Source organism: Pseudomonas helleri (assembly GCF_009600315.1).
Classification (GTDB): Bacteria; Pseudomonadota; Gammaproteobacteria; order Pseudomonadales; family Pseudomonadaceae; genus Aquipseudomonas; species Aquipseudomonas helleri_A.
In genome coordinates, this window is record NZ_WIWC01000005.1 from 172677 (window position 1) to 183996 (window position 11320).

12 protein-coding genes are annotated in these 11320 nt (G+C 56.8%); 1 reads left to right on the forward strand and 11 read right to left on the reverse strand.

All coding sequences use genetic code 11. From position 1 onward, the window contains the following. Nucleotides 1–15 precede the first annotated feature (15 nt). The 3 genes from flhF to GHN86_RS05425 form a co-directional block, all read right to left on the reverse strand. Nucleotides 16–1329 carry a flagellar biosynthesis protein FlhF gene (gene flhF, locus GHN86_RS05415; protein WP_153381347.1) on the reverse strand — a complete coding sequence of 438 codons (1314 nt, stop codon included), beginning with the start codon at nt 1327–1329 and terminating at the stop codon, nt 16–18. Between the two features lie 10 nt (nt 1330–1339). After that, entirely contained in the window at nt 1340–3469 is a 2130-nt protein-coding gene (gene flhA, locus GHN86_RS05420) for a flagellar biosynthesis protein FlhA (protein ID WP_153381365.1), read from the reverse strand. 235 nt (nt 3470–3704) lie between these two features. Further along, on the reverse strand, nt 3705–4274 hold the full coding sequence (locus tag GHN86_RS05425; protein WP_153381349.1) for a hypothetical protein: 570 nt from the start codon (nt 4272–4274) through the stop codon (nt 3705–3707). Nucleotides 4275–4448: 174 nt separating this feature from the next. Between GHN86_RS05425 and GHN86_RS05430 the strand changes: the two genes are divergently transcribed. Continuing rightward, the gene (locus tag GHN86_RS05430; RefSeq protein ID WP_153386199.1) at nt 4449–5558 is read left to right on the forward strand and encodes an RHS repeat-associated core domain-containing protein; all 1110 of its coding nucleotides are present in this window, start codon (nt 4449–4451) and stop codon (nt 5556–5558) included. Between the two features lie 8 nt (nt 5559–5566). Here the strand turns inward: GHN86_RS05430 and flhB are convergent, their stop codons facing one another. Genes flhB through fliL form a run of 8 tightly spaced genes read right to left on the reverse strand, consistent with a single transcriptional unit; the run spans nt 5567 to nt 10937 of the window. Next, the gene (gene flhB / locus GHN86_RS05435) at nt 5567–6703 is read right to left on the reverse strand and encodes a flagellar biosynthesis protein FlhB (protein WP_323369454.1); all 1137 of its coding nucleotides are present in this window, start codon (nt 6701–6703) and stop codon (nt 5567–5569) included. After that, the gene (fliR, locus tag GHN86_RS05440; RefSeq protein WP_153381352.1) at nt 6703–7485 is read right to left on the reverse strand and encodes a flagellar biosynthetic protein FliR; all 783 of its coding nucleotides are present in this window, start codon (nt 7483–7485) and stop codon (nt 6703–6705) included. Before fliR ends, flhB begins: the two co-directional genes overlap by 1 nt. Further along, complete coding sequence (gene fliQ, locus GHN86_RS05445) at nt 7486–7755, reverse strand: flagellar biosynthesis protein FliQ (protein ID WP_048360766.1); 270 nt, start codon at nt 7753–7755, stop codon at nt 7486–7488. 3 nt (nt 7756–7758) lie between these two features. Then, nucleotides 7759–8502, reverse strand: a complete 744-nt coding sequence (fliP, locus tag GHN86_RS05450) for a flagellar type III secretion system pore protein FliP (RefSeq protein ID WP_122783013.1) — start codon at nt 8500–8502, stop codon at nt 7759–7761. Then, complete coding sequence (fliO, locus tag GHN86_RS05455) at nt 8502–8942, reverse strand: flagellar biosynthetic protein FliO (protein WP_323369455.1); 441 nt, start codon at nt 8940–8942, stop codon at nt 8502–8504. The genes fliP and fliO overlap by 1 nt, the downstream gene beginning before the upstream one ends. After that, nucleotides 8943–9407: a flagellar motor switch protein FliN gene (gene fliN, locus GHN86_RS05460; protein WP_153381356.1), complete on the reverse strand. Its 465-nt coding sequence runs from the start codon at nt 9405–9407 to the stop codon at nt 8943–8945. It abuts the gene before it with no gap. A 57-nt stretch (nt 9408–9464) separates the two neighbouring features. Next, nucleotides 9465–10433, reverse strand: a complete 969-nt coding sequence (fliM, locus tag GHN86_RS05465; RefSeq protein WP_153381358.1) for a flagellar motor switch protein FliM — start codon at nt 10431–10433, stop codon at nt 9465–9467. Nucleotides 10434–10442: 9 nt separating this feature from the next. Next, entirely contained in the window at nt 10443–10937 is a 495-nt protein-coding gene (gene fliL, locus GHN86_RS05470; protein WP_153381360.1) for a flagellar basal body-associated protein FliL, read from the reverse strand. Nucleotides 10938–11320: the final 383 nt, after the last annotated feature.

The following is an 11320-nucleotide window of genomic DNA, read 5'->3' on the forward strand; positions in this document are numbered from 1 at the left end:
ATCATCGTATATCGCTCAACCGACCCGTTCGGGGGGGCTGGTATAGATATCAGCAAACATATCGGCCATGGCCTCTTCGCTGGGATCTTCCTGCATTTGCACACTGACTGCGCGACTCACCAACTGATGACGACGCGGCAGGTGCAGGTCGTCCGGGATCCGCGGGCCGTCGGTCAGATACGCCACCGGCAAATCGTTGCTGATTGCCAGGCTCAGCACCTCGCCCAAACAGGCGGTTTCATCGAGTTTGGTCAGGATGCAACCGGCCAGCCCGCAGCGTTTATAGCTGAGGTAGGCAGCCTGCAACACTTGCTTCTGACTGGTGGTGGCCATCACCAGGTAATTGCGTGCCTTGATGCCGCGCCCCGCCAGGCTTTCCAGTTGCAGGCGCAGCGCCGGATCACTGGCTTGCAGGCCAGCAGTGTCGATCAACACCACGCGCTTGCGCACCAAGGGTTCGAGGGTCTGGCCCAGCGACTGACCCGGCGCTACATGCGTCACCGGAACATTGAGAATCCGGCCCAGGGTCTTGAGTTGCTCCTGAGCGCCAATACGAAAGCTATCCATGCTCACCAATGCGATGTGTTGCGCGCCGTACTTGAGTACATAACGCGCCGCCAGCTTCGCCAGCGTTGTGGTTTTACCCATACCAGCCGGGCCGACCATAGCGATCACACCGCCTTCTTCAAGGGGTTCGATCTCCGGGGTCGTAATCATCCTCGCCAGGTGCGCCAACAGCATGCGCCAGGCCTGACGTGGCTCTTCAATTTCGGCAACTTGGGCCAATAAATCACGGGACAACGGCCCCGACAAACCAATGCGTTGCAACCGGCGCCACAAATTGGCTTGCGCCGGTTTGGCGCCTTGCAACTGGTTCCAGGCCAGCGAGCCCAGTTGCACTTCGAGTAATTCACGCAGGCCATTGAGCTCGGACCGCATGCTGTCAAACACCCGTCGGTCAATACCGGGTGCAGCCACAGGGGCCGGACGCGGCGGCTCTTCGAGCGTCGGCTCAATCAACGGCTCGGCGGCGGTCAAAGGCAAACCGGCAAACAGTTGGCGGTTTACGTCACCGTCGCCTTCGCCACGCAGGCTTAACTCGGCCTGCGCGGAGACTATTTTGGACTGGGTCTTGCGCAGTTCTTCTTCAAGCTCCGCGTTCGGCACACGGGGCGCCAAGGCAGACAGCTTGTAATCCAGCGCTGCGGTCAGCTCAACGCCGCCAGCGATGCGGCGGTTGCCAATAATGGCGGCATCAGCGCCCAATTCATCACGAATCAGCTTCATGGCCTGACGCATGTCGGCGGCGAAAAATCGCTTCACTTGCATTATCAAACCCTCAGCCGTTCGGGCCTACTGTCGCAACAATCGTCACTTGCTTGTTATCCGGGATTTCCTGGTACGCCAGCACATGCAGGTTAGGCACCGCCAAGCGGCCAAACCGCGAAAGCATTGCGCGTACCGGGCCTGCTACCAGCAAGATCACCGGGTTGCCTTGCATTTCCTGACGCTGAGCCGCGTCGATCAACGAACGCTGAAGCTTTTCAGCCATGCTCGGCTCCAGCAAAACGCCCTCTTCCTGGCCTTGTCCGGCCTTCTGCAAACTATTGAGCAATATTTGTTCCAACCTGGGTTCCAGGGTGATCACAGGCAGCTCGGACTCAACGCCTACAATGCTTTGCACGATGGCACGGGACAAGCCGACACGCACGGCGGCCACCAACGCGGCGGTATCTTGACTCTTGTGGGCATTGTTGGCGACGGCTTCGGCAATGCTGCGAATATCGCGCACAGGGACTTGTTCAGCCAGCAGCGCCTGCAACACTTTGAGCAGTTGTGAGAGGCTCAATACGCCCGGCACCAATTCTTCTGCCAGCTTGGGCGAAGACTTGGCCAGCAACTGCATCAATTGCTGCACTTCTTCATGACCAATCAGCTCATGGGAGTGTTTGTACAGAATCTGGTTCAAGTGGGTCGCCACGACCGTGCTGGCGTCGACCACCGTGTAGCCCAGCGACTGGGCCTGATTGCGCTGGCTGACCTCGATCCACACCGCTTCCAGGCCAAAGGCCGGGTCTTGGGTGGTGATCCCGTTGAGTGTGCCAAACACCTGCCCAGGGTTGATAGCCATTTCTCGATCCGGGTAAATCTCGGCCTCGGCCAGAATGACGCCCATCAAGGTCAATCGGTAGGCGCTGGGGGCCAGATCGAGGTTGTCGCGAATATGCACCGTGGGCATCAGAAAACCCAGATCCTGAGACAGCTTCTTGCGCACACCCTTAATCCGCGCCAGCAATTGGCCACCCTGATTGCGGTCCACCAAGGGGATCAGTCGATAACCCACTTCAAGGCCAATCATGTCGATGGGCGTGACGTCATCCCACCCCAGCTCTTTGGTCTCTTGAGCGCGGGCCGGGGACGGCAACAGGTCTTGCTGCAACTTCACTTCCTGCAAGGCCTGATTTTTGGCAGCGTTTTGCTTCTTCCACATCAAATACGCCACGCCACCGGCGACGGCCGCCAGGCTCAGAAAGGAAAAGTGCGGCATGCCCGGCACGATACCCATGATCGCCATCAAGCCCGCCGACACCGCCAGCGCTTTGGGCGAGGCAAACATCTGCCGGTTGATCTGTTTGCCCATGTCTTCAGAGCCGGAGGCACGGGTGACCATGATCGCTGCGGCGGTGGACAGCAATAACGAAGGCAACTGCGCCACCAAACCGTCACCGATGGTCAACAAGGCGTAAACCTTGCCCGCGTCGGTAAAGGTCATGCCGTGCTGGAAGATACCCACCGCCATGCCGCCAATCAGGTTGATAAACAGAATCAACAGACCGGCGATGGCATCACCGCGTACGAATTTGCTGGCACCGTCCATGGAACCGTAGAACTCCGCCTCCTGAGCGACTTCCTGACGACGCAGCTTGGCCTGATTCTGATCGATCAGGCCCGCGTTGAGGTCAGCATCAATGGCCATTTGCTTGCCGGGCATGGCGTCCAGGGTGAAACGCGCGCTCACCTCGGAAATACGCCCGGCACCTTTAGTTACCACCACGAAGTTGATGATCATCAAAATCGCAAAGACCACGATACCGACCACGTAATTGCCGCCGATCACGACCTCGCCGAAGGCCTGAATGACCTTACCGGCGGCGGCATGCCCGTCCTGACCGTGGAGCATCACCACGCGCGTGGAAGCCACGTTGAGCGCCAGCCGCATCAAGGTCGCGACCAACAGAATGGTGGGGAATACGGCGAAATCCAGCGGCCGCAATGCGTAGACGCACACCAGCAGCACGACAATCGACAGCGCGATATTGAACGTGAAAAACACATCCAGCAGAAAGGGCGGGATAGGCAGCATCATCATTGCCAGCATCACCAGCAACAACAACGGCACGCCCAACTGCCCTTGGCCCAAACCGGCCAGACCGCTGCGCGCTGTGTTGATTAACTGAGAACGATCCAATGACATTGCGACAAACCTTTAGCAAACTTTTGACGCTGAGTGCGCCGTGAAGCCTGCCTTTGCAAGAAGCCTTCCAACTTTGGCCATTTGCCACATCAGAATCATAAGCTTCCCTCACCCCAACCCTCTCCCAGAGGGAGAGGGAGCTTGATTGGGGGCGTTGCACAGATTTGCTTTTGCCTTTAGTCCCCTCTCCCTCTGGGAGAGGGCTAGGGTGAGGGTAAAAAACCCACCCTCAATTCCAGCGCCATTCACCCAAATCAATCACCAAACACGCGCTGCTGCTGGCTCCAAACACCACATCAATCTTGCGATTTGGTTCATACCGCTCGCTGCCATGGCCGCCGATCAAAATATCGCCGCAACGATCATCACGGGTACGCGGGCGGTCTTTCCACACCGGCACACTGTCCAACTGCAACTGACGTACCAGATTGCACAGGATAAAACTGCGCACACAACGGCCATTGATGCCCTCAAAGCTCAGCGATTTGCGCAGAAATTGCAGGATGCTGTCCCGCTCCTTGAAACACCGATCCATGATCGCCGCGTAATATTCCTCGCTGCCCCACCCTTGCGGTGCGGTAGGCAAAGAAATCACGGCCAGCAAGTTGGAGCCTTCGGTGCTGAACCCAACAATTCGGGGGGCGGGTAACTGATCGATCCAGAAAATGGCGAAGGTGCTCTCCAGCGCAGGGAATTTGGGGAACAAACCGTCAATGTCCACGTGCGCAGTCGCCAGAGAATCATTCAACGCATACGTACGAACGGCACCATCAGGAATCAGGGTTAACTCGATCGACATCGTGCCTCTCCATTGCCTGTACACCGATCAAAATGACACTCGCTGTCACAAGTTAAGCAGATTTGCACAAAGCAACTACTGATAACAATGACAGTCCACCGGGTAGTCCTGACAGTACCCAGCTAATCGCGCATAGCTCAGCATGTCGGCCTTCGCCTGAAGCAAAGAGCGCATATGAAAAAAGCACTGAGCTGCACCTATCATTACGACCCTATAAATCGATTAAGCCGCGTGCTGCCTGAAGGTCAACCAAGCCACCAGCGGTTTTATTGCCAGAGCCGAATCGTCACACATATCCAAGGCAGCACGCAGTATTCGGTCATGCACCACGGGGAACAATTGCTCGCCCAACTGACGCACGAATCCCCTCACCTAAACACCACCCTGCTCACGACCAACGCACAGCGCTCTGTAATGCACTCAGTGAGTGGTGCGCAAAAACTGGCGATTGCCTATTCACCTTTTGGCCACACGCCAACCACTCACACTCATCATCTTTTAGGGTTTAACTGCGAGCTGGTCGAATCGATATCAGGGCATTACTTATTAGGCAATGGTTATCGGGCGTTTAATCCGGTGTTGATGCGGTTCAATAGCCCGGACAGTTGGAGCCCATTTGGCAGAGGCGGCATCAACTCCTACGCCTACTGCGCGGGAGACCCCATCAATTACCAGGACCCCACAGGGCATGTGTTGAGCAAGATTTTGAAGTGGGTGCCATTGCCACCTCCAAGGCCAGCATCAACGCTGAGCAAAAAAGCAATCATCACCCGCGTGCCTGCACAGCCACCAAAAACGCATCAAACCCGTCTAGGCAGAAGGCATTCAGACGTGTCGGATTCGCTCAACGCTAAAAAGCGCCTGCAACACGACCCAATGATTAATGGCAGTCAGAAAAATGACTTGATTGCCTTCCACGGCTCTACTCAGCAGCAGGGTGAAAGCTTGGCCGCAGGACTGAATACAAAGAAAATGGGCACCCGAAATGGGCTCGATAGCGGCCCGGGGTTTTATACAACACCCAGCTTTCAATCCGCTCAAGTATGGGCAGGCACCTCAAAGCGGGCCGAGATCAGTACACCCCAGGTGTATGGGGTTTACGCCATGAATTTTCACACTCTCAAAAAAGGCCGCGACTACACGCTAAGCAGTGAACTCAACGCTGAAATGGCCGAGCACATACAAATTATTTTTCGAGAATCAGCTTATCCAGCATTATCGATAGCGCCGCTGGCCCGTAAACAAACCACCATTCGAATGACATCACTTGAGGCGCCGTTTTGACGTTCCGATTATTCGTCGCGACGTAAATCCGCTGGGATCGGCAAATCGCTCAGTGGATCAGGTCGCTTGCCCTTGCCTGCCTGGTATTGGCGAATCTGATACACGTAGGCCAGCACCTGCGCCACGGCCAGGTACAACCCGGCCGGAATTTCCTGCTCAAGCTCGGTGGAGTAATAAATTGACCGTGCCAGCGCGGGGGATTCCAGCAGCAAAATGTTGTGCTTGGCGCCGATCTCGCGAATTTTCAACGCCAGAAAATCACTGCCCTTGGCCAGCAACATCGGCGCCCCACCCTTCTCCGGGTCGTATTTAAGTGCCACCGCGTAATGCGTCGGGTTGGTGATGATCACATCAGCGTCCGGAATGGCCGCCATCATGCGTCGCTGGGACATTTCCCGTTGCAACTGGCGAATGCGCTGCTTGACCTCAGGGCGGCCTTCTTGATCCTTGTGCTCGTCGCGCACTTCCTGCTTGGTCATCAGCAATTTCTTGTGGCTTTCCCACAACTGCACCGGCACGTCCACTGCCGCGATCAGGATCAACCCGCAGGCCATCCACAAAGCGCTCCAGGCCACCACTTGCAGGCTGTGAATCACCGCCAGCTCCAGTGGCTCCTGGGCGATGCGCAGCAAGTCGTCAATATCGGACTTCAATACCAGCAACGCGACAATCAGGATGATAAAAAACTTGGCCAACGCCTTGAGCAACTCGACCAGCGCCTTGGCCGAGAACATGCGCTTAAGCCCGGCAGCAGGGTTCATGCGGCTGAATTTTGGCGCCATGCTGCCCGCCGCAAACAACCACCCGCCCAGCGCGATAGGCCCCACCAGCGCCGCGATCAACAAGGTGATCAATACCGGCTGCACGGCGAGCAAAGCGACTTTGCCGGAGTGCAGTAAAAACGCGCCCATCGAGTCGGTGTTAAACAAGGTTTCGCGGCTGATGCTGAAGTTGTAGCGCATCAACTCCATCATGTCCTGAGCCAGCGCACCGCCAAAAATCAGTAACCCTATAGAGCCGGCCAGCATGATGGCCAAGGTGTTGAGCTCTTTGGAGCGAGCGATTTCACCCTTCTCTCTGGAGTCCTTTTTTCGCTTCTCCGTGGGGTCTTCTGTTTTGTCGGCACCGCTTTCGCTTTCTGCCACTATTTGGCCCTCGCCAATTCGCGAAGAAACTGTAAGGCCTCAGAGGCCAGCGGCTGATACTGGTTGAGGATGTCAGCCATGCTGACCCACAGAATCACCATGCCCAACACCAACGTCAGCGGAAAGCCGATGGCGAAGATGTTCAGTTGCGGCGCGGCACGGGTCATCACCCCAAAGGCAATATTGACCACCAACAAAGCGGTGATCGCGGGCAATACCAGCAACAAGGCCGCGCCCAGCACCCAACCGAGCTTGTTGGCGATTTCCCAGTAGTGGTTCGTCAATAACCCGCCACCCACCGGCAAGGTGGTGAAGCTTTCGGTGAGTACCTCAAACACCACTAAATGTCCGTTCATTGACAAAAACAGTAACGTCACCAGCATTGTGAAAAACTGCCCGATGACCGCCACGTTGACGCCGTTGGCCGGGTCGACCATCGAAGCAAAGCCCATGCCCATCTGGATCGCGACAATCTGCCCGGCGACCACAAACGCCTGAAAAAACAGTTGCAGCGAGAACCCCAGCAACGCACCGATGACGATTTGTTCGGCGATCAGCATCAAGCCGCTCAGGTCCAGCGGATTGACGGTGGGCAGCGGCGGCAAGCTGGGCATGATCGCCAGGGTGATCGCCAGCGACAGAAACAGCTTGATGCGCTTGGGCACCAGGGTCGTGCCTATGATTGGCATGGTCGTCAGCAAAGCACCCACCCGGAACAGCGGCAGCATAAAGCTGGCGACCCAGGTACTGATCTGCGCGTCTGTCAGGGCGAGCAGCGACATTTAGCCGATCAACTGCGGAATGCTGCCGTACAACTGCAGGATGTATTCCATAAAGGTTTGCACCAGCCACGGCCCGGCCACGATCAAGGTCACCAACATAACCAACAAGCGCGGCAGAAAGCTCAGGGTTTGTTCGTTGATTTGCGTGGCCGCCTGAAACATCGCCACCAGAAGTCCCACCAGCAAACTGGGGATCACCAGCACCGCGACCATGACCGTGGTCAGCCACAACGCACTGCGAAACAGATCAACCGCAACTTCCGGCGTCATGCCCTACACCCCGCCAAAACTGCTGGCCAGGGTGCCAATAATCAGCGCCCAGCCATCGACCAGTACAAACAGCATGATTTTGAACGGCAACGAGATGATCAACGGCGAAAGCATCATCATGCCCATGGCCATCAACACACTGGCCACCACCAGGTCGATGATCAGGAACGGGATGAAAATCATGAAGCCGATCTGGAACGCAGTCTTCAACTCGGACGTCACAAAGGCTGGCACCAGAATGGTCAAGGGCGCGGCATCGGGTGTGGCAATGTCGGTGCGCTTGGACAGGCGCATAAACAAATCGAGATCGCTGGTCCGGGTTTGCGCCAGCATAAAGTCCTTGATCGGACCTTCGGCCTTGAGAATGGCGTCCTGAGCGGAAAGCTTTTCTGCGAGGTACGGCTGCAGGGCGTCGTTGTTCACCTTGTCGAACACCGGCGCCATGATAAACATCGTCAGAAACAGTGCCATGCCGGTGAGGATTTGGTTCGACGGTGTTTGTTGCAAACCCAGCGCCTGACGCAGGATCGAGAACACGATGATGATCCGCGTAAAGCTGGTCATCAGCATGACGAACGCCGGAATAAAACTCAGCGCGGTCATGATCAGCAGAATTTGCAGGCTGACCGAGTATTCCTGCTGTCCGTTGGCACCGGTGCCCAGCGTGATGGCCGGGATGGACAGCGGATCAGCGCCCCACGCCAATGGTGCAAGCAACGCTAAAAACAGCGCGACAACTAAACGCATTACGGCTTGTCCTTTTGCTGACCCAATACTTCCATCAACCGCTTGGCAAATTCGGGGGTTGCCTTATGTGCAGCGTCCGGCACCTGCACGGGTTCTTTAAGCACATGCAAGGGCGTAATGCGCCCCGGCGTTAGACCCAGCAGGATTTGTTCGTTACCCACCTGCACCAGCACCAGACGGTCACGCGCACCCAGTGCCCGCGAGCTGATCAACTCAATGACCTGCCCCTGCCGTGTACCTGTGTTCTGCACCCGTCGCAGCAACCAGGCCAAGGCAAAAATCAGCCCCAGCACCAGCAACAGACCCATGACCAACTGCATCAGTTGGCCGCCCACGCCTGCACTCACTGCAGGCGCAGCCGTGGCCGCCGCACTGACCACCGGCTCTGCTGCCAGTGCACTGAGGGGCAACGCCAATAAACCGCCGAGTAGCCACTTCACTTAGCGCAGCTTCTTGATGCGTTCGCTTGGGCTGATCACGTCGGTCAGACGGATGCCAAACTTTTCGTTAACCACCACCACTTCGCCGTGAGCGATCAGGGTGCCGTTAACCAGAACATCCAGCGGCTCACCGGCCAGACGATCCAGTTCGATCACCGAGCCCTGATTGAGTTGTAGCAGGTTGCGGATATTGATCTCGGTGCTGCCCACTTCCATGGAAATGGACACCGGAATATCCAGAATCACATCCAGATTGGGGCCGTCCAGCGTTACCGGCTCGTTGTTGCGCGGCACGCTGCCGAACTCTTCCATGGCAAGGCGACTGGAAGCCGGTTTGCTGGCCGCATCGGCCGCCAGCAGCGCATCAATGTCCGCCTGACCGACATCGCCGGTTTCCTCCAGCGCGGCCGCCCATTCATCAGCCAGTGCCTGGTCTGCAGCAGTTGTATCGTGTTCGTTAGCCATGGGTGTCCTCGGCGAGCAGTCAATCGTTAACACAGCATTTTTTAAAAGTGTCGGCGCTTAGCGCCGACCGACAGGCTCAATCACTTGCAAGGCAAGATTGCCTTTGTGCGAACCCAGCTTGACCTTGAACGAGGGCACGCCATTGGCGCGCATCACCAGTTCGTCATTCAGCTCAACCGGGATTACATCCCCCGGCTGCATATGCAAAATGTCGCGCAGACGCAATTGACGTCGGGCCACGGTGGCACTCAAGGGCACGTTGACGTCCAGCACGTCTTCACGCAGGGCCTTGCTCCAACGCTCGTCCTGATCATCAAGGTCGGACTGGAACCCGGCATCGAGCATTTCACGCACCGGCTCAATCATCGAGTACGGCATGGTCACGTGAAGATCGCCGCCGCCGCCATCGAGTTCGATATGAAAGGTCGAAACCACAACGGCTTCGCTGGGGCCGACGATATTGGCCATCGCGGGGTTCACTTCCGAGTTGATGTACTCGAAATTGACTTCCATGATCGCCTGCCAGGCCTCCTTCAAATCGACGAAGGCTTGTTCCAGCACCATGCGCACCACCCGCAACTCGGTGGGGGTGAACTCACGGCCTTCGATCTTGGCGTGACGACCATCACCGCCAAAGAAGTTGTCCACCAGCTTGAACACCAACTTGGCATCGAGGATGAACAGCGCCGTGCCGCGCAAGGGTTTGATCTTGACCAGGTTGAGGCTGGTGGGCACGTACAGCGAATGCACATACTCGCCGAACTTCATCACCTGCACCCCGCCCACCGCCACGTCCGCCGAACGACGCAGCATGTTGAACATGCTGATACGGGTGTAACGAGCGAAACGCTCATTGATCATTTCCAGGGTCGGCATGCGGCCCCGGACAATCCGGTCCTGACTGGTCAGGTCGTAACTTTTGACACTGCCGGGCTCGGCAGCTACTTCGGCCTGTACCAGACCGTCGTCGACGCCATGTAACAGCGCGTCAATCTCATCCTGGGACAGCAGGTCTTGCACGGCCATGTCGTGGTCCTACTGCAATACAAAGTTAGTAAAGAGCACCTGATCGATAACTACTTTTCCGAGTTCTTTCTGCGCGACTTCCTGCACGCTGGCAGTCGCTTTCTGGCGCAGCATTTCCTGGCCGACCGGAGTGGCCAGGTCATCGAACGACTGCCCGGAAAACAGCATTACCAAGTTATTGCGAATGACCGGCATATGCACCTTGAGCGCATTGAGGTCGTTCTGATCGCGGGCCTGCAGGCTCATGCTCACTTGCATGTAACGCTGACGACCGTTGGCATTGAAATTAACCACAAACGCCGGCGACATAGCCTCGTAAATGGCCGGCAGCTTAACGCCGGATGCCGGATCCACAGGCGCGGAATCCTGACTGGCAGACTTCATGAAATACCAGGTCGCGCCCACTGACACTCCCATCGCCAGCAGCACGGCCACCGCGATCAGGATAATCAGCTTGAGTTTGCCTTTATCGGCGGGATCCTTTACTGCGTCGCTCGTCGCCATGCCAATAATCCGTCACTTTTAGGGTTTCACAGGTGCAGGCAAAGGCAGAGCAAGTGTTATGCCAGAAGCTGGGTTGAGCAGAGATAGATACCCTTAACAGGATGCTGCGTTGTTGTCAGGGGCAGGTTCATCGTAAAGTCGAATCACTTTGATGCCGGCTCATGATCAGGTGAACGCCATGCTGCTTGAGCAGGGCCATGTATTGAATAAAACTGCTCTGATAAGCGAGCTTGTGATCTGCTTGTGATCTGGCTTGTGACTTGGCTTTTGATCTGCCGCCCCTTCGGGAGGCCGAGTGTAGGTTTTGCGGAGTGGGTCGACCGGCATGGATGCCGGGAGAGCCGTGTTGGGCCAAGGATGGCCCGTCACGGCGTGCCCACGGA

Coding starts and splice junctions, on each gene's coding strand:
- flhF (WP_153381347.1), bottom strand. CDS start 1,329: ATGCAAGTGAAGCGATTTTTCGCCGCCGACATGCGTCAGGCCATGAAG.
- GHN86_RS05425 (WP_153381349.1), bottom strand. CDS start 4,274: ATGTCGATCGAGTTAACCCTGATTCCTGATGGTGCCGTTCGTACGTAT.
- GHN86_RS05430 (WP_153386199.1), top strand. CDS start 4,449: ATGAAAAAAGCACTGAGCTGCACCTATCATTACGACCCTATAAATCGA.
- fliR (WP_153381352.1), bottom strand. CDS start 7,485: ATGTCGCTGCTCGCCCTGACAGACGCGCAGATCAGTACCTGGGTCGCC.
- fliQ (WP_048360766.1), bottom strand. CDS start 7,755: ATGACGCCGGAAGTTGCGGTTGATCTGTTTCGCAGTGCGTTGTGGCTG.
- fliP (WP_122783013.1), bottom strand. CDS start 8,502: ATGCGTTTAGTTGTCGCGCTGTTTTTAGCGTTGCTTGCACCATTGGCG.
- fliN (WP_153381356.1), bottom strand. CDS start 9,407: ATGGCTAACGAACACGATACAACTGCTGCAGACCAGGCACTGGCTGAT.
- fliM (WP_153381358.1), bottom strand. CDS start 10,433: ATGGCCGTGCAAGACCTGCTGTCCCAGGATGAGATTGACGCGCTGTTA.
- fliL (WP_153381360.1), bottom strand. CDS start 10,937: ATGGCGACGAGCGACGCAGTAAAGGATCCCGCCGATAAAGGCAAACTC.